This is a genomic window from Cupriavidus sp. 2SB (assembly GCF_005503625.1).
Taxonomy (GTDB): domain Bacteria; phylum Pseudomonadota; class Gammaproteobacteria; order Burkholderiales; family Burkholderiaceae; genus Cupriavidus.
On sequence record NZ_SCMX01000108.1, the window covers coordinates 1 to 17,431 of the forward strand.

Sequence of the window (17,431 nt, forward strand, 5' to 3'; positions counted from 1 at the left end):
ATCAGTTCGCAGTGTTGTACGAAGACCGATTTACCCACCCGCACCTCTGAGAGAATGCAGGCTTGCCAATCCATTCGACCGGCAAGCCTCTAGCTGTCCTGCACACAAAAAAAAACTGACAGGCCCTCCAATTTCGACAATCGGCAAGCAGAACCTCCTGCCCTCTCCCCTAACCCCTCTCCCGCCGTGCGGGAGAGGGGAATAAACCGAGAGAGGTTGTGAAACTCAACCCTGCTCGAAAACCAGCGTCACCCCATTCGCCTCGGCCGCCGGAATCACCGACACAGTCGCCGACGTATCCTCCGCACGTACACCGTTCGCACGCCAGTGCGCCCGCGCCTTTTCCAGATCGTCCGTCACCAGTCGAATTGCCGCATACCCGGACGTAGCGCGTAGCCCCGGCACGTCAGCCACATCGGCCAATTCCTGCGGCGCCGTCACAACAAACGACGCGCCAGCGATATCCAGCATCGCCATCTCGCCGGTCGCGCGAGTGATCGGCGCCCCAGTCAGCGTGGCATAGGCTTCAGCAGTCACAGCGACCTGCCCCGCATCCACTACCAGATACGTCGCCGCAATCGCAGTAGCCCTGTTGGCATGCGCGATCCACTCCGGACGCCACAGCAATTCTGGCGTGCGATGTTCGCAGACGAAGTAGCGAGCGCCGGGCGCGCTATCGAGCGCCGTCACGCGAAACGTGGCCGGGTGTTCGGAGCCATCGTCCAGACGCACCGGACGCGAGAATTCGATGGGATCGGAAGGCTGGAAGCCTGCGGCGCGCAGCCGGTCGGCCGTGGCAAACGCATCGCGGCTTTTGCACGACATCGCCGCACAGCCATCGCCGCGCTGCTGGGCATCCCAGTAGTACTGACGACTCGGGCTGGGCGCCGTCACATGCAGCAGCTCCAGGTAATCGCGCGCCAGCATGATGCAATGGTTCTGCGAACCCAGCGTGTGAAAACCGCGCGGCGTGAGCGTGAAGCCCAGCGCGCGCCAGCGCGTCACAGCGGCATCGAGATCGTTGCAGACGATGACCGCATGGTCGAACGGCTCAGGCAATGCGTGCATGGCGGCTTCGGTCATTCGAACTGGATGTTGGCCTTGCGGGCCACAGCCTGCCACTTGTCGTGCTCATGGCGCACTAGTTGGCCCAGTTCGGCCGGCGACCCCACGGCGATCTCGAACCCCTGCGCAGTCAGCGCATCCACCACCTTCTGCTGCTTGATCGAAGCGGCGAAGGCGTCGTGCAGACGCGTTACCGAATCAGACTGCATATGCGCCGGGCCGAACACGCCGATCCACGAATACGCCTCGAAACCCTTGTAGCCCTGCTCGGCCACGGTCGGAACTTGCGGCAACTGCTTGATGCGGCTCGTCCCGGTCACGCCAAGTACCTTGATCGTCTTGGCCGCCACATGCGCCTGCACCGCCGCATAGCTGCTGAAAAACACATCGACTTCGCCCGACAGCACGGCCTGCACGGCCGGGCCACCACCCTTGTAGGGTACGTGGAGGAATTTCACGCCGGCCTCGGTGCCGAGTGCTTCCGCCGCGAGCTGGTTCAGGCTGCCGATTCCCGACGAGGCGTAGCGCACGCCATTCGGATTCGACTTCGCCAACTCAACCAGTTCGCGCACGTTCGACGCCGATAGCGCCGGATTCGCAGCAATCACCAGCGGGAAGCGTACCAATTGGGTAATCGGCGTGAAGTCCTTGAAGGTGTCGTACGGCAGATTCTTGTACGCGAACGGATTGATCGCGTGGGTATCGAAGGCCATCAGCAGCGTATTGCCATCTGGCTTGGCACGCGCCACGTTGCTGCTGGCGATCAGTCCGCCGGCACCCGGCTTGTTGTCGACGACCACCGTCTGACCGAGCGCCGTCTTGAGGCCAGGCTGCAATTGCCGCGCGACGATGTCCACGCTACCGCCCGGTGGGAATGGCAGCACCAGCGAGATCGGTCGGGAGTTCGCGCCTGAATCGGCGGCATGGGCGAGGCCGGACAGCGAGGCCACGGGCATGGTGCTCATCGGCAAGGTTTTCAGCAGCAGGCGGCGCAACCGCAGGCGGTCGTGAGAAGACATCGGAAACTCGGGCTGTACGACCAGAAGGCCGCGGGACAAATGAAAAGGGGCGGCATGCCGCCACCCCGTATTTTGCCCGATGATCGCTCAACTTGTCCGATCACTATCGCTGATCGCCCAGTTATTGGAACAATGACCATACAACGATCGCGCAGGAGTCCCCACATGACGGAAAAACGGCCGGGACATACCCGGCCGTTTGTGTGGTACCTACCCTGCGTCAGACTTCGGCGCGTTCCTCGCTCTCGCCAGTATCCGGCGGTTCCGGATCGCCTTCGGAGAAGGTCAGCTTGATGTGATCCTCGGCGTCGAGGTCCACGGCCACCCGGCCACCGGTCACCAGCTTGCCGAACAGCAATTCGTCGGCCAGCGCCTTGCGGATCATGTCCTGGATCAGGCGTTGCATTGGCCGCGCGCCCATCAGCGGATCGAAGCCCTTCTTTGCCAGATACTTGCGCAGCTTGTCCGAGAAGCTGGCTTCCACCTTCTTCTCGTGCAACTGCTCTTCCAGTTGCATCAGGAACTTGTCGACCACGCGCAGGATGATTTCCTCGTCCAGCGCACGGAAGCTGATCGTCGCATCCAGGCGGTTGCGGAATTCCGGCGTAAACATCCGCTTGATGTCGGCCATCTCGTCGCCCTGCTCGCGCGCCGTGGTAAAGCCGATCGTCGCGCGGTTCATGGTCTCCGCGCCCGCATTCGTGGTCATGATGATGATCACGTTGCGGAAATCCGCGCGCCGGCCGTTGTTATCGGTCAGCGAACCATGGTCCATGACCTGCAGCAGGATGTTGAAAATGTCCGGATGCGCCTTTTCGATCTCGTCCAGCAGCAGCACGCAGTGCGGCTTCTTGGTAACAGCCTCAGTCAGCAGGCCGCCCTGGTCGAAACCGACATACCCCGGCGGCGCGCCAATCAGGCGGCTGACGGCATGCCGCTCCATGTATTCGGACATGTCGAAGCGCAGCAGCTCGATGCCCATGATGAAGGCGAGTTGCTTGGCCACTTCGGTCTTGCCAACGCCCGTGGGTCCCGAGAACAGGAACGAGCCGATCGGCTTGTCCGTCTTGCCCAGACCGGCACGCGACATCTTGATCGCCGACGACAGCGCCTCGATGGCAGGGTCCTGGCCGAATACCACCGACTTCAGATCGCGTTCCAGCGTCTGCAGCTTGCTGCGGTCGTCCTGGTTCACGCTCTGCGGCGGGATGCGTGCGATGCGCGAGACGATGTCCTCGATCTCGTTCTTGCCAATCGTCTTCTTCTGCTTGGACTTCGGCAGGATACGTTGCGCCGCGCCCGCTTCATCGATCACGTCGATCGCCTTGTCCGGCAGATGACGGTCGGTGATGAAGCGCGCAGACAATTCCGCCGCAGCAGTCAGGGCCGATGCCGCGTACTTCACGCCGTGGTGCTCTTCAAAGCGCGACTTCAACCCGCGCAGGATCTGCACGGTCTGGTCTACGGTCGGCTCCACGATGTCGATCTTCTGGAACCGGCGCGACAGTGCCGCGTCCTTCTCGAAGATGCCCCGATACTCGGTGAAGGTCGTCGCACCCACGCACTTGAGCTGGCCCGAAGACAGCGCCGGCTTCAGCAGGTTGCTGGCGTCCAGCGTTCCGCCCGACGCAGCACCCGCGCCGATCAGCGTGTGGATCTCGTCGATGAACAGGATCGCGTTCGGATTGTCCTTGAGGGACTTCAGCACGCCCTTCAGCCGCTGCTCGAAATCGCCGCGATACTTGGTGCCGGCCAGCAGCGCACCCATGTCCAGCGAGTAGACCACGGCCTTCTCGAGGATATCGGGCACTTCGTTCTTGGTGATGCGCCACGCCAGGCCCTCGGCGATGGCGGTCTTGCCCACGCCTGCTTCGCCCACCAGCAGCGGGTTGTTCTTGCGGCGGCGGCACAGTACCTGCACCACGCGCTCCACCTCGCTGTCACGGCCGATCAGGGGATCGATCTTGCCGGCCTTGGCCAGGGTGTTCAGGTTCTGGGTGTACTGCTCGAGCGGACTTTCCTTGCCGTCACCACCTTCGCCCTCGGGGTTGCCCTCGCCGTGCTTGGCCGGCTCGGACTGGTCCTTGCGGATGCCGTGGCTGATGAAATTGACGACGTCCAGCCGCGTGACGCCCTGCTGCTGCAGGTAGTACACGGCGTGAGAGTCCTTCTCGCCGAAGATGGCCACCAGCACGTTGGCGCCGGTGACTTCCTTCTTGCCGTTCGAGGTCGACTGCACGTGCATGATGGCGCGCTGGATCACACGCTGGAAACCCAGCGTGGGTTGCGTGTCCACCTCGTCCGTGCCGGGTACGACCGGTGTGTTGTCGGCAATGAAATTCTTCAGGCTTGTGCGCAAGTCCTCGATATTGGCCGCACAGGCGCGCAGCACTTCCGCCGCAGTGGGGTTGTCGAGCAACGCCAGCAGCAAGTGTTCCACGGTGATGAACTCGTGGCGCGCCTGACGTGCCTCGACAAAGGCCATGTGCAGACTGACTTCCAATTCTTGCGCAATCATGCTTCCTCCATCACGCACTGCAGCGGGTGGCCCGCCTGCCGCGCATGGGTTGATACAAGCTCGACTTTGGTCGCCGCGATATCCCTGGTGTAGATACCGCAAACGCCCTTGCCTTCCCGGTGGACGGTCAGCATGATCTGCGTAGCCGTTTCCCGGTCCCTGCTGAAATACTGCTGCAGGATCATCACGACAAACTCCATCGGAGTGTAGTCGTCATTGAGCAGGACCACTTTGTACATCGCTGGCGGCTTGAGCTGCTGCTCCTTCCGTTCGATGACAGTGCCTGCTTCGCGTTGGGGGGTGTTCGCCAGCCGTGTCGCCATGGCGTTTATTCTAACCCTTACTCACAAGTCTGCAATTTGGGGAACAGGACTCTTATTCAAGCCCCGCACCTACGAAAATTCCCGGCGTGCGCCAACGTACAGAGGCGCGGCGGGCACGTCGGGCATGCACTTCCGGGGTGCAGGTGGCGAATTGGCGTACCCCGCTCCGGGGCGCGCCGCCAACCTACGCAAAAACCATGCACCACGCTGGCAAAGCGTACCATCTGCAGCCGTTTCAATCTCGCCACACCCCACGCTCAGTGGGGAATCTGCCGGATTGACAGCCATTGCCTTTACCGAAAGAATCGATCGCACATCCGGTCCGGGCTCGCGAGCCAAGCATACAGACCCGGCGGGGTGCATCCGTGAGCAGGGAGGCCCACGACTGGCGCAGGTCCGACACTTTCGTCCATTTTCCGATGAACGAAAATGGATGACTCGCGAGAAACCGTATTTGCCGTGCATTTGCGCAACTATTCCACCAGAAGAGGCCGCGCAGTGCCCGTCGAACCGCTTTCGGCTGGCCATTGGTTTCCCCGCTTGTAATCAGCTTTTTCGTTGGGGGAGTTTATGGCTAGCGGTATCGTCAAATGGTTCAATGACGCCAAGGGTTTCGGCTTTATCAAGCCGGATGACGGCGAGGAAGAACTGTTTGCGCACTTTTCGGCAATTCAGATGTCCGGTTTCAAGACGCTGAAGGAAGGCCAACGGGTGGAGTTCGAGGTCGTGCAAGGCCCGAAGGGCAAGCAAGCCACGAACATTCAGGAAGCCCATTAAGTGCGCCGCGGCCGAATGCTGCCACAGAGCGGCGTCGGCCCATGCGGATGCGAAGGGGTTCACTCCCCTCGGGACGGGATCCAGCGCCACGCCGGGCAATGATAGGCGTGGTGCGCTGAAAAGCGGTACGCCAGGCATCCGGGAAAGCGCCCGGCACATGTTCACCATGTGCCGGGCGCTTTTTCATGGGGCGTCGCCATCACCGGCATCAGAATTAGAGATTCTGCGATTTTCCGGACAATTGGTAACTTCTACACTCCGCGCACTACCGCCCAGTTTGGAGTGTTCACGATGTTTCCTTTCAAGACCAACCCGCTTGCCGCCTTCGCCGGTACGTTGCTGCTGGCCACAGCGCTGTCCGCCACTGCCGCAGACCATGGTACCAAGTGGTCATACACCGGCGACCAGGGCGCCGAGCACTGGGGTGACCTGTCGCCGTCCTTCAAGGCGTGCAAGGATGGCAAGGCCCAGTCGCCCATCGATATCCAGAACGCCAGGCCCGGCAAGCTTCCACCGCTGGCCTTTCATTATCCGGCGTCCGCCGCCACCGTCATCAACAACGGCCATACGATCCAGGTGGGTCCGCATGCCGGGGGCAATGCCAAGCTGCCCTCCGGCGTCTACCAGTTACTGAATTTTCACTTCCATACCCCGAGCGAAATGACAGTGGATGGCCGCGCCTATCCACTGAGCGCACACCTGGTGCATCGGGATGCGGCCGGTCGCCTTGCCGTGGTTGGCGTGCTGTTCGAGGAAGGCGCAGAGAACAAGGCGCTTGAGTCAATCTTCCAGGTCATGCCTGAGAAAGGTGCCGCGCCGGTGCCACTGAACGAGACGTTCAGCCCGGCAGACCTGTTGCCAGAGGACCTTTCATACGTGGCGTTCGACGGCAGCCTGACCACGCCACCATGCAGCGAAGGCGTGCATTGGCACGTCCTGAAGACGCCGGTGCAGGTGTCGGCCGCGCAGATCCAGGCATTCAGGAAGCTGTATCCGATGAATGCCCGGCCGGTGCAACCGATGCACGATCGCGTGCTCACGTCCAACAACTGATATTTCGTCAGTGATAAAAAACCCCGGTGCGCCTGCGCGCAACCGGGGTTTTCCGTCCGGGCGATCCCGGGACGTCTCTGTCTTTACATATTGTCGATCATCACCTGACCGAAGCCGGAACACGACACCTGCGTGGCGCCTTCCAGCAACCGGGCGAAGTCATAGGTCACCTTCTTCGACTGGATCGATTTTTCCATCGACGCGATGATCAGGTCGGCCGCCTCGGTCCAGCCCATGTGGCGCAGCATCATTTCGGCAGACAAGATCTCCGAACCCGGATTCACATAGTCCTTGCCGGCGTACTTCGGCGCCGTGCCGTGAGTGGCTTCGAACATCGCCACGGAGTCCGACATATTGGCACCCGGCGCAATGCCGATGCCGCCCACCTGGGCCGCCAGCGCGTCGGAAATATAGTCGCCGTTCAGGTTCAGCGTGGCGATGACAGAGTATTCGGCCGGACGCAGTAGCACTTGCTGCAGGAACGCATCGGCGATGGCGTCCTTGACGACGATATCGCGCCCGGTCTTGGGGTTCCTGATCTTGCACCACGGGCCGCCATCCACCAGTTCGGCACCAAACTCGGTGAGCGCGAGGTCATAGCCCCAGTCACGGAACCCGCCCTCGGTGTACTTCATGATGTTGCCCTTGTGGACCAGCGTGACCGACGGCTTGTCGTTGTCGATCGCGTACTGGATCGCCTTGCGCACCAGGCGCTGCGTACCCTGCTTCGATACCGGCTTGACCCCCACGCCCGAGGTTTCCGGGAAGCGGATCTTCTTCACGCCCATCTCGTTCTGCAGGAAGGCGATCAGTTTCTTTGCGCCTTCGCTGCCGGCTTCCCACTCGATGCCGGCATAGATGTCCTCCGAGTTCTCGCGGAAGATCACCATATTGGTCTTTTCAGGCTCGCGCACCGGCGATGGCACGCCCTTGAAATAGCGCACCGGACGCAGGCAGACGTAGAGATCGAGCTGCTGGCGCAGCGCCACATTCAGCGAGCGGATACCGCCGCCTACCGGGGTGGTCAGCGGCCCCTTGATCGACACCACGTATTCCTTCACCGCCTCCAGGGTCTCGTCGGGCAGCCAGACATCGGGGCCATACACGCGCGTGGATTTCTCGCCCGCGAAGATTTCCATCCAGGATATCTTGCGCTGTCCGCCATACGCCTTGGCCACGGCGGCATCCACCACCTTGAGCATGACGGGGGTAATGTCGACACCCGTACCATCGCCCTCGATGTAAGGGACAATCGGGTTATTGGGCACATTCAGCGAAAAATCGGCGTTCACCGTGATCTTCTCGCCTGCTGGCACCTTGATGTGCTGATACATGTTCGTCTCCAACTGCCGCTTGGGGAAGTGACTGGCGCCCGGCCAGCACGGCCCGGCGACGCGATTGTGTTGTGCGAGTCATTGTAACGGCCCTCTTCGACTGGTGGATAATGCGCGCCCATGACCCTGATCGCCCTCAACAAGCCCTTCCAGATGATGAGCCAGTTCTCGGCGCATCCATCGCGACCAACGCTGGCCGATTGCATCGACCTGGCCGGCGTGTATCCGGCCGGGCGTCTCGATGCCGATAGCGAGGGACTGCTGCTGTTGACCGACGATGGCCCGCTTCAGACACGCATTGCCGATCCGCGCCACAAACTCGAAAAAACCTATCTCGCGCAGGTGGAAGGCGTGCCCGATGCGGCAGCGCTTGCGCGTCTGCGCGGCGGCGTAGACCTGGGCGATTTCGTGACGCTCCCGGCCCAGGCCCGGATCGTCGACGAACCGGCGTGGCTGTGGGAGCGCCATCCACCGATCCGCTATCGCGCAGCCATTCCCACGACATGGGTCGAAGTGAAGATCCGCGAAGGCAAGAACCGGCAGGTGCGACGCATGACGGCTGCCGTAGGCTTTCCCACCCTGCGTCTGGTGCGCGCGGCAATCGGCAATCTTTCGCTCGCCCAACTCGGTCTGGCGCCTGGCCAATGGTGCGAGGCAGATGTCCGTGCATTAGGACTTTTAGCGCCGCGCCTACCTGTCAGACCGCCCATACAGGCGAAAAAGCGGCGGTAATCGCTGGTTACACATGCCGGCACCCGGATCGTCAACGCGCGAAGATTCCGCGCCGTTGTTGCGAATGACACGTCGATAAACGCGTCAAACCCTCCAAAATCCGGACATAAATCCTAGAGGTACTCGCAATGAAAAAACTGATCGCCGCTCTGGTAGTTGGCCTGTTTGCCACTGGCGCCTTCGCGCAAGCCCCGGCGGCTCCTGCTGCTGGCACCGCACCGGCTGCAACCGATTCGGCGAAGCCCGCGAAGACCACGAAGAAGAAGCACACCAAGAAGCACACCTCCAAGAAGGCGGCAGCTTCGACCCCGGCAGCCTGATCTTCCAGACTGCCATCGAAAGGCAGGCACGCTCCGGCGGCCTGCCTTTTTTCATGGCGTGGCTACGGGCGCGGATCGGTTGGCTGCGCTATGCTTCCGCCTGCCGTCGAACTTCCTCCACATCGATTCCGCCATGCCTCAAGTGTTCAAGACCCTGCTGATCGTTGGTGCGATGGGTGCCGCCGCGCTGTCCGCCACGGCGCATGCACAGACCGCACTGCCCGTGATTCCGCTGACCGCAGGCATGTACGCCATCCAGGCCGAAGTGGCCGCGTCACCCGAAGCGCGCGAGCGCGGGCTGATGTACCGCAAGACGATGCCCGCCAACACCGGCATGCTGTTCGTCTTCGAGGACAAGGCCGGGCACTGCTTCTGGATGAAGAACACCAATCTGCCGCTGTCGATTGCGTTCCTGGCGGATGACGGCAGCATCGTCAATATCGAGGACATGGCGCCGCAAACCGAGGACAACCACTGTCCGCGTGCAGCGGTGCGCTATGCGCTGGAGATGAACAAGGGATGGTTCGCGCAGAAGGGCATCAAACCCGGCGCGAAAATCGGCGGCCTGCCGCAGCCGCGGCAGGCGCAGTAGCACCGCAGCAGGACTGCAGCGCGCGCTGCCTAGTCCCGGAAATTGTTGAAGTCCAGCGGGGCTTCGCTGACATCCTTGCGCAGCAGTGCGATGACCGATTGCAGGTCGTCGCGCTTGGTGCCCGTCACGCGCACGGCATCGCCCTGGATGCTGGCCTGCACCTTGATCTTGCTGTCCTTGATCATGCGCACGACCTTCTTGGCCAGGTCGCCCGTCACGCCCTTCTTGATCGTGATGACCTGCTTGACCTTGTCGCCGCTGATCTTGTCGACCTTGCCATAGTCCAGGAAGCGCACGTCCACATTGCGCTTGGCCATCTTGTTGATCAGCACGTCCTTGACCTGGTCCAGCTTGAAATTGTCATCGGCGAAGACAGTCAGTTCACCTTCCTTCTGCTCCACGCGGGAATCGGAACCCTTGAAGTCGAAGCGGTTGGTGATTTCCTTGTTGGCCTGCTCCACGGCGTTCTTCACTTCCACCATGTTGGCTTCGCTCACTACGTCAAACGACGGCATCCTGTTTCTCCTGGTATTCCACGGCCCCACCCGGCACACGGCGGAGCTTTCGTAACGGTTACGTATAATCTTGGCCTGCCCCGGCCCGGGGTGCCTCCCCCGACCTTGCATGGCAGATTTCCACGAATTTTATCCCCTGCGCGCCCACAATACATTCGGCTTCGATGTCCGTGCGCGTCTGGCGGCACATATCCGCAGCGAATCGGACCTGCTTTCGGCACTATCCGATCCGCGCGCCGCCAGTCTTCCGATAGTGGTGCTGGGCGGTGGCAGCAACGTGGTGTTGACTGGAGACCTCGACGCCTGCGTGTTGCTGATGGAGATTCCCGGCTACGAAGTTGCACGGCGCGGAGAGAACTGGCTGGTGACCGTGGGCGCCGGCGAGAACTGGCACGCGCTGGTGGGCCGCACCATCGCCGATGGCATGCCCGGCCTGGAAAACCTGTCGTTGATCCCTGGCACGGCCGGCGCTGCCCCGATCCAGAACATCGGCGCCTATGGCGTGGAGCTGCGCGAGCGCTTCAACAGCGTGCGCGCCTACGACCGCCAGGGCGGCGCTTTCGTGACGCTCGATCTTGATACATGCGCCTTCGGATATCGGGACAGCCTGTTCAAGCGTGAGGGCCGCGACCGCTACATCATCACCGCCGTGACGCTGCGGCTACCGGTAGCCTGGCAGCCCGTGTTGAACTACGGCGAACTGTCGCGCGAACTCGAATCGGTGAATCCACCCGATGCCGCGCAGATCCGCGACGCAGTGATCGCGATCCGCTCGCGCAAGCTGCCGAACCCGGCAGAAATCGGCAATGCAGGCTCGTTCTTCAAGAATCCGGTCGTCGAGGCAGCGCTGCGCGACAAACTGCTGGCAGACAACCCTGCGCTGGTCAGTTATCCGCAAGCGGATGGCAGCTACAAGCTCGCTGCTGGCTGGCTGATCGACCAGTGCGGCTTCAAGGGCATCAGTGACGGCCCGGTCGGCGTCTATGACAAGCAGGCGCTGGTGCTAGTGAACCACGGCGGTGGCACCGGCGCGGCCCTGCTGGCCCTGGCGAACCGCATCGCCGACACCGTCGAGGGACGGTTTGGCGTGCGGATCGAGCCAGAGCCGGTCGTACTCTGAGGCTTCTTCGCCCTGAGACTTATTCGAAGTGGCAGACGTAATCGAGCGTCTCGGTCACTTCGATGTCGAAACTGCTGTTGCCCGGCACGTTGAACTGCTGGCCTGCGCCATAGGTCTTCCACTCTTCCGAGCCAGCCAGGCGCACGCGGCAACTACCCGCGTTGACTTCCATGATTTCGGGCGCGCCCGTGTTGAACGTCAACGCAGCCGGAAAAATCACACCCAGCGTCTTGCGCGTGCCGTCGGCGAACAGCACCGTGTGGCTCACGCACTTGCCATCGAAATACAGGTTGGCTTTCTTGACGACGGATACGTTGTCGAATTGGCTCATCTCTCTCTCCTCGAATCGAAACACGAAACGGTAGACGCAAAAAAGGGAGCCGCCGTGGCCCCCTTTCGCTGGCTCAAGCGGTCGCTCAGTAGCGGCCGCAGAGCAGGTATTCCATCAATGCCTTCTGCACATGCAGCCGGTTTTCAGCCTCTTCCCAGACCACGCTGCGCGGGCCGTCAATCACGGCGGCTTCAACTTCCTCGCCCCGATGGGCAGGCAGGCAGTGCATGAACAGCGCATCGTCGGTGGCACGGTCCATCATGGCCGTGGTCACCATCCAGTCCTTGAACGCGCGCTTGCGTGCCTCGTTCTCAGCCTCGAAACCCATGCTGGTCCACACGTCGGTTGTCACCAAGTGTGCGCCCTGGCAGGCGTCGAGCGGATTGTCGAACACCTTGACGCGCGACGCGGCTGTCTGCGGCACCATGGCCGGATCGAGCTGGTAGCCCGGAGGGGCGGAGAAATGGAACGTGAAATCCAGGCGCTCGGCAGCCTGGATCCAGGTATAGGCCATGTTGTTGGCGTCGCCGATCCACGCCACCGTCTTGCCGGCAATGCTGCCGCGCTGCTCGATGTACGTGAAGACATCGGCCAGCACCTGGCACGGGTGGTATTCGTTGGTCAGGCCATTGATGACTGGCACGCGCGAGTGCGCGGCGAATCGTTCAAGGATGTCCTGGCCGTACGTACGGATCATGATGATGTCGACCATGCGCGAGATCACCTGCGCCGCATCCTCGATGGGCTCACCACGACCCAGTTGCGAGTCACGCGTGTTCAGGAACACCGCATGACCGCCAAGCTGGTGCACGCCAGCTTCGAACGACAGGCGCGTACGCGTGGAATTCTTCTCGAAGATCATGGCCAGCGTGCGGTCGTGCAGCGGGTGCCACGTCTCGTAGTTCTTGAACTTCGCCTTCAGGATCCTCGCGCGGTCCAGCAGGTACTCGTACTCCTCGGCATTGAGGTCGCTGAACTGGAGGTAATGCTTGATCGGGGTTTGGCTCATAAAACAAAGAAGGCGGCTCGCATGGGCCGCCTTTCGCGTCGCTTACGCAATGTAGTGGCAACGATCATAAGGGATTATTCCAGCTTTGGCGAGTCCGCGCCGTTATAGCGGGAGTCCCCCGCAGAGGCGGGTGACGCGGCCCGCTGACAGGTTCCCGACAGGAATTCTACGTATGCGCAAGTCTTATATAAGATATAATACCCGCTGATTCACGCGGGGCCCGGCATACCTTGCCACGGCCCGCCGCACGGCATCAAAAGTGCCCCCGCCGACAATACGCCCCGCTTTCCTCATGCCGGCAGCATGCGAACCAATCGCCTGCCGGACGCGTCAAACGGGCGCCCGTCTTGAGCGGGTTTACCGTCGAGTCACAGAGCAGATCCCCGCAGTCCCATGACAACCCCCCAAGTTCGCGAATACTTCATCCAAGGCGTTACCAAGGAAGGCAGGACCTTTCGCCCAAGCGACTGGGCCGAGCGGTTGTGCGGCGTGATGGCGCAGTTCCGGCCGGAAGGCGATACCGGCGACCCCCGCCTGACCTACTCGCCGTACGTGCGACCTGTGATCGTGGCGGGCATCAAGAACGTGGTGGTGGATTCGCGGCTGCGGGACATCGAGCCGAAGGCACTCGACTTCGTGCTGAACTTCGCGCGCGACAATGATTTGCAGGTAGTGGAAGCCTGCTCGGTCGGCGACTGAGCACGCCCTGCTTCTCAAGAGAACCCGGCCAGGCGCCGGGTTTTTTGTTGGCCGAGCACTGGAAAGTGGTGGCGCAAAAAACAAAAGCCCGTCCGAAGACGGGCTTTGCGACTGCTCGGCCGCCATAGGGGCGACCGGGGCAGCTATCAGGCAGCCATCGACTTGATGGCGGCCGACAGGCGCGACTTGTGACGTGCAGCCTTGTTCTTGTGCACGATCTTCTTGTCAGCGATGCTGTCGATGATCGTTTGCGACTGCTTGAAGATCTCAGCAGCGGCTGCCTTGTCGCCGGCGTCGATTGCCTTGCGAACTGCCTTGACGGCGGTGCGCAGACGCGAGCGCAGGCTGGAGTTGTGACCGTTCGCGGCCACGGCTTGGCGCGCGCGCTTGCGAGCTTGTGCGGAATTTGCCATGTATCTCTTCCTGAATTCAGAGTGCGCGCCCGGGGCGACGCAATAATTTGGGACGCAACAATTAAGTCACATCTTGCGACCCGGGATGTTCGACAAACGAATCCTTGGACGCGACTGTCCTTGCGAATCGGCGATTATACACACAGCCCCGCGCCGCAGGCAAGCCTCCCGACAGGTTCCGAACAGAATCGGGCACCAGGGCCGCCGGGCAGCGGCCGTCCGTATAATATGCGCCACATCTGGCGAGCGGAATGCCCGCATAAGCGTGGCGCCGCCGCAACCAAATGACCGTGCAGGCGTCTGAAACGCGTCTGCCACCCGCTCGGCGCCGTCACACGGCCCTGCTCCCTGGTTTCCGATCTTGAACCTGCTCAAAGCACTTGCCACGATCAGCGGCCTGACGATGCTATCGCGCATCACCGGCCTGCTGCGCGAAATCCTGATTGCCCGCGCCTTCGGGGCCTCGGACATGACCGATGCCTTCAACGTGGCATTCCGCATCCCCAACCTGCTGCGCCGGATCTTTGGCGAAGGCGCGTTCTCGCAAGCCTTCGTCCCCATCCTGAACGAGTACCACGGCAAGCGCGGCGACGAGGAAACCCATCTCCTGATCGATGCCGTGGCCACGGTCATGGCCTGGGCGCTGGCCGCGGTATCGCTGCTGGGCGTGATCGGCGCGCCAATCGTCATGACGGTAGTGGCCACCGGCTTCCGGGGCAGTGCCGAGACCTACGACGCCGCCGTGTTCATGACACGGGTGATGTTCCCATATATCGGCCTGATCTCGATGGTAGCGCTGGCTTCGGGCGTACTGAACACGTGGCGCAACTTCGCGGTGCCCGCGTTCACGCCGGTACTGCTCAATCTCTGCCTGATCATCGCCGCGCTGTTTGTCGGTCCTCACATGGCCCAGCCGATCTATGCCCAGGCGTGGGGCGTGCTGGTGGGCGGCGTGCTCCAGTTGCTGATCCAGGTGCCGGCAATGCGCAAGCTCGGCGTGTTGCCGCGCGTCTCGCTGAACCTGCGCGCGGCGTGGGCCAACCCCGGAGTGCGGCGCGTGGTCAAGCAGATGGCGCCGGCGCTGCTGGCCGTTTCCGTGGCCCAGATCAGCCTGATCATCAATACCAATATCGCTTCGCGCCTGGGCGCGGGGGCCGTGTCGTACATCACCTATGCCGACCGCCTGATGGAATTCCCGACGGCGCTGCTGGGCGTGGCGCTGGGCACGATCCTGCTGCCGAGCCTCTCCAAGGCCAACGCCAACGACAACCGCGAGGAGTACTCCGGCCTGCTCGACTGGGGCCTGCGCCTGACCTTCCTGCTGGCCCTGCCTTGCGCGGCGGGGCTGATGCTGTTCGGCACGCCACTGACCTCGGTCCTGTTCAACTATGGCCGCTTCGACGCCCATGCCGTCGAGATGACGCGTCAGGCGCTGGCTACCTACGGCGTGGGCCTGCTCGCGCTTATCCTGATCAAAATCCTGACGCCGGGCTTCTATGCCCGGCAGGACATCCGCACCCCGGTCAAGATCGCGATCCTTGTACTGATCATCACGCAGTTGTCGAACTTCGTGTTCGTGCCGCTGCTGGGCCATGCGGGCCTACCGCTGTCGATCAGCTTCGGCGCCATCGTCAACGCGCTGCTGCTGTTCTTTGGACTGCGCCGCCGGGGCTTCTATCATCCGTCGGCCGGCTGGGGCATGTTCCTGCTCAGGCTGGTGGCCGCCATGCTGATCCTGTCGGGCATGCTGCTGTGGTTCGCGCGCAATTTCGACTGGGTGGCGCTGGGCGCCACGCCATGGCTGCGGATCGCGCTGCTGGCGGCCTGCCTGGTACTTGCGGCGGCGGTCTACTTCGGTACACTGTGGCTCATGGGCCTGCGCTATGCGGCCTTCCGGCGCCGCGCCGGCTAGTCAGGAAACACCGTACATGACTTCCACGAAAGTCCTGGATTACTTTGCCAGCCTCGTGGCCGACGACGATGCGATCCCGCTGACGGAAACCGCCCTCGCCATCGCCCAGGATGCCTACCCGGACCTCGACCTGCAGGCGGAACTGGCGGCCATGGATGTGTTGGCCGTCCGGCTCAAGCGGCGCATTGCCGAAGGCACGCCCGCCATCCAGCGCCTGCGCCTGCTGAACCATTTCTTCTATCGCGACCTCGGCTTCGGCCCCAACGCGAACGACTACTACGACCCCGACAACTCGTACCTGAACATGGTGCTCAAGCAGCGCCGGGGTATTCCCATCTCGCTGGCCGTGCTCTACATGGAGCTAGGCCAGCAGATTGGCCTGCCGCTCAAGGGGGTGTCGTTCCCGAACCATTTCCTGGTGCGCATGACGATTCCGGCCGGCGAGGTCGTGCTCGATCCGCTGACCGGCGAAACGCTGTCGAAGGAACAACTGCAGGAAATGCTTGATCCCTACCTCGAACGGGAGGGGATTTCGGACTCGACCGAAGTGCCGCTGGGCCTGTTCCTGCATGTGGCCGGGCATCGGGAAATCATCGCGCGCATGTTGCGCAATCTGAAAGCGATCTATCTGCAGGAATCGCGCTGGCAGCGGTTGCTGGCGGTGCAGAACCGTCTGGTGATCCTGCTGCCAGATTCGATCGAGGAAGTGCGCGACCGGGGCCTGGCCTATGCCAACCTGGAGTGCTTCCGGCCGGCGCTGGAAGACCTGGAAGCTTATGTCCAGGCCCGTCCCGATGCCGCCGACACCACGCAGATCCGCGACCGCATGCCGGCCCTGCGCCTGATGAGCCGCAGCCTCAGCTGATTCACCGAGGCTGCGGGATACATCGGGATCAGGGCTTGCGGTCCGCCGGGCGGCGCGTGCCGCGCACGAGCTTCCACAGGCCGCCGAGCACCAGCGGCACCACGGCCGCGCCGATACCGGCCAGCACGATCAGGTTGAGATACTGCTTGATGAACGGCAGGTTGCCGAAGAAGTAGCCGGCGAACACCAGGCCGAACACCCAGGCCGCCGCGCCGATCACGTTGAACAGCTGGAAGCGTGCGAAGGTCATTTGCGATACCCCGGCCACGAACGGCGCAAAGGTCCGCACGATCGGGAGGAAACGTGCCATCACCAGCGTCTTTCCGCCGTGACGTTCGTAGAAATCATGTGTCTTGCGCAGCGCACGCTGATCCAGGAAGCGCCAGTGCTGGTCGAACACCTTCGGCCCGATCCAGCTGCCCACAAAATAGTTGACCGTGTTGCCGATGACAGCTGCAGCGAAGAGCAGTCCGGAAAGTGCCCACTCGTTCATCGCGCCCGTCGCGCACATGGCTCCCGCGATGAACAGCAGCGAATCACCTGGCAGGAACGGCAGCACCACGAGGCCGGTTTCGGCGAAAACGATGGCAAACAGAATGCCGTACACCCATACGCCGTAGTCCAACACGAACTGGCCCAGAAACTTGTCGACATGAAGAATCATGTCCATCAGGTGCAATACAGTATCCAACGGTGTGTCCCCTTCAATGAATGGCTGACATCATACAAGAGCCAAATTTGGCTGCCGTTACGGAACCGTAATGAGTGTGCCGAAAACGTGTCCGGCCGCACGTATAATCGCCCGCATGCCTGCCGACGCCGCCCGCCCCGAGC

19 protein-coding genes are annotated in these 17,431 nt (G+C 62.2%); 9 read left to right on the plus strand and 10 right to left on the minus strand.

What is annotated here, in order from left to right:
• Nucleotides 1-225: 225 nt before the first annotated feature.
• The 4 genes from FFS21_RS29440 to clpS form a co-directional block, all read right to left on the minus strand.
• Entirely contained in the window at nucleotides 226-1,068 is an 843-nt protein-coding gene (locus tag FFS21_RS29440) for a VOC family protein (protein ID WP_137928236.1), read from the minus strand.
• 11 nt (nucleotides 1,069-1,079) lie between these two features.
• Nucleotides 1,080-2,084: a Bug family tripartite tricarboxylate transporter substrate binding protein gene (locus tag FFS21_RS29445; protein WP_137928219.1), complete on the minus strand. Its 1,005-nt coding sequence runs from the start codon at nucleotides 2,082-2,084 to the stop codon at nucleotides 1,080-1,082.
• 220 nt (nucleotides 2,085-2,304) lie between these two features.
• Nucleotides 2,305-4,602: an ATP-dependent Clp protease ATP-binding subunit ClpA gene (clpA, locus tag FFS21_RS29450; RefSeq protein ID WP_137928220.1), complete on the minus strand. Its 2,298-nt coding sequence runs from the start codon at nucleotides 4,600-4,602 to the stop codon at nucleotides 2,305-2,307.
• Nucleotides 4,599-4,925 (minus strand): ATP-dependent Clp protease adapter ClpS, encoded by a 327-nt coding sequence (clpS, locus tag FFS21_RS29455; RefSeq protein WP_160472928.1) that lies wholly within the window; start codon nucleotides 4,923-4,925, stop codon nucleotides 4,599-4,601. Before clpS ends, clpA begins: the two co-directional genes overlap by 4 nt.
• A 570-nt stretch (nucleotides 4,926-5,495) precedes the next feature.
• Between clpS and FFS21_RS29460 the strand changes: the two genes are divergently transcribed.
• Entirely contained in the window at nucleotides 5,496-5,702 is a 207-nt protein-coding gene (locus tag FFS21_RS29460; protein ID WP_137928221.1) for a cold-shock protein, read from the plus strand.
• Nucleotides 5,703-5,993: 291 nt separating this feature from the next.
• On the plus strand, nucleotides 5,994-6,755 hold the full coding sequence (locus FFS21_RS29465; RefSeq protein ID WP_137928222.1) for a carbonic anhydrase: 762 nt from the start codon (nucleotides 5,994-5,996) through the stop codon (nucleotides 6,753-6,755).
• Nucleotides 6,756-6,838: 83 nt separating this feature from the next.
• On the opposite strand, the gene icd is transcribed toward FFS21_RS29465, so the two are convergent.
• Nucleotides 6,839-8,089 (minus strand): NADP-dependent isocitrate dehydrogenase, encoded by a 1,251-nt coding sequence (gene icd / locus FFS21_RS29470; RefSeq protein WP_137928223.1) that lies wholly within the window; start codon nucleotides 8,087-8,089, stop codon nucleotides 6,839-6,841.
• Between the two features lie 120 nt (nucleotides 8,090-8,209).
• Here icd and FFS21_RS29475 point away from each other — a divergent pair, with 120 nt between their 5' ends.
• The 3 genes from FFS21_RS29475 to FFS21_RS29485 all read left to right on the plus strand — a co-directional run bounded on the left by FFS21_RS29475 (nucleotide 8,210) and on the right by FFS21_RS29485 (nucleotide 9,733).
• The gene (locus FFS21_RS29475; protein WP_137928224.1) at nucleotides 8,210-8,821 is read left to right on the plus strand and encodes a pseudouridine synthase; all 612 of its coding nucleotides are present in this window, start codon (nucleotides 8,210-8,212) and stop codon (nucleotides 8,819-8,821) included.
• 128 nt (nucleotides 8,822-8,949) lie between these two features.
• The gene (locus FFS21_RS29480) at nucleotides 8,950-9,141 is read left to right on the plus strand and encodes a hypothetical protein (RefSeq protein ID WP_137928225.1); all 192 of its coding nucleotides are present in this window, start codon (nucleotides 8,950-8,952) and stop codon (nucleotides 9,139-9,141) included.
• Nucleotides 9,142-9,274: 133 nt separating this feature from the next.
• Entirely contained in the window at nucleotides 9,275-9,733 is a 459-nt protein-coding gene (locus tag FFS21_RS29485) for a DUF192 domain-containing protein (protein WP_137928226.1), read from the plus strand.
• Between the two features lie 29 nt (nucleotides 9,734-9,762).
• Here the strand turns inward: FFS21_RS29485 and FFS21_RS29490 are convergent, their stop codons facing one another.
• The gene (locus FFS21_RS29490) at nucleotides 9,763-10,248 is read right to left on the minus strand and encodes a YajQ family cyclic di-GMP-binding protein (RefSeq protein WP_137928227.1); all 486 of its coding nucleotides are present in this window, start codon (nucleotides 10,246-10,248) and stop codon (nucleotides 9,763-9,765) included.
• A 109-nt stretch (nucleotides 10,249-10,357) separates the two neighbouring features.
• Here FFS21_RS29490 and murB point away from each other — a divergent pair, with 109 nt between their 5' ends.
• Complete coding sequence (gene murB / locus FFS21_RS29495) at nucleotides 10,358-11,368, plus strand: UDP-N-acetylmuramate dehydrogenase (RefSeq protein ID WP_137928228.1); 1,011 nt, start codon at nucleotides 10,358-10,360, stop codon at nucleotides 11,366-11,368.
• A 19-nt stretch (nucleotides 11,369-11,387) separates the two neighbouring features.
• On the opposite strand, the gene ppnP is transcribed toward murB, so the two are convergent.
• Both ppnP and argF read right to left on the minus strand, forming a co-directional pair.
• The gene (gene ppnP, locus FFS21_RS29500; protein WP_137928229.1) at nucleotides 11,388-11,699 is read right to left on the minus strand and encodes a pyrimidine/purine nucleoside phosphorylase; all 312 of its coding nucleotides are present in this window, start codon (nucleotides 11,697-11,699) and stop codon (nucleotides 11,388-11,390) included.
• 85 nt (nucleotides 11,700-11,784) lie between these two features.
• Nucleotides 11,785-12,708, minus strand: a complete 924-nt coding sequence (gene argF, locus FFS21_RS29505) for an ornithine carbamoyltransferase (RefSeq protein ID WP_137928230.1) — start codon at nucleotides 12,706-12,708, stop codon at nucleotides 11,785-11,787.
• A 393-nt stretch (nucleotides 12,709-13,101) separates the two neighbouring features.
• On the opposite strand from argF, the gene FFS21_RS29510 reads away from it, so the two are divergent.
• Nucleotides 13,102-13,407 carry a DUF3579 domain-containing protein gene (locus FFS21_RS29510; protein WP_137928231.1) on the plus strand — a complete coding sequence of 102 codons (306 nt, stop codon included), beginning with the start codon at nucleotides 13,102-13,104 and terminating at the stop codon, nucleotides 13,405-13,407.
• 146 nt (nucleotides 13,408-13,553) lie between these two features.
• On the opposite strand, the gene rpsT is transcribed toward FFS21_RS29510, so the two are convergent.
• Nucleotides 13,554-13,820, minus strand: coding sequence for a 30S ribosomal protein S20 (gene rpsT, locus FFS21_RS29515; RefSeq protein WP_137928232.1), 267 nt, complete (start codon nucleotides 13,818-13,820; stop codon nucleotides 13,554-13,556).
• A 361-nt stretch (nucleotides 13,821-14,181) separates the two neighbouring features.
• Between rpsT and murJ the strand changes: the two genes are divergently transcribed.
• Both murJ and FFS21_RS29525 read left to right on the plus strand, forming a co-directional pair.
• Complete coding sequence (gene murJ / locus FFS21_RS29520; protein WP_137928233.1) at nucleotides 14,182-15,732, plus strand: murein biosynthesis integral membrane protein MurJ; 1,551 nt, start codon at nucleotides 14,182-14,184, stop codon at nucleotides 15,730-15,732.
• Between the two features lie 16 nt (nucleotides 15,733-15,748).
• On the plus strand, nucleotides 15,749-16,597 hold the full coding sequence (locus FFS21_RS29525; RefSeq protein ID WP_137928234.1) for a SirB1 family protein: 849 nt from the start codon (nucleotides 15,749-15,751) through the stop codon (nucleotides 16,595-16,597).
• Between the two features lie 28 nt (nucleotides 16,598-16,625).
• Here the strand turns inward: FFS21_RS29525 and FFS21_RS29530 are convergent, their stop codons facing one another.
• Complete coding sequence (locus FFS21_RS29530) at nucleotides 16,626-17,261, minus strand: VTT domain-containing protein (RefSeq protein WP_370459307.1); 636 nt, start codon at nucleotides 17,259-17,261, stop codon at nucleotides 16,626-16,628.
• Nucleotides 17,262-17,431: the final 170 nt, after the last annotated feature.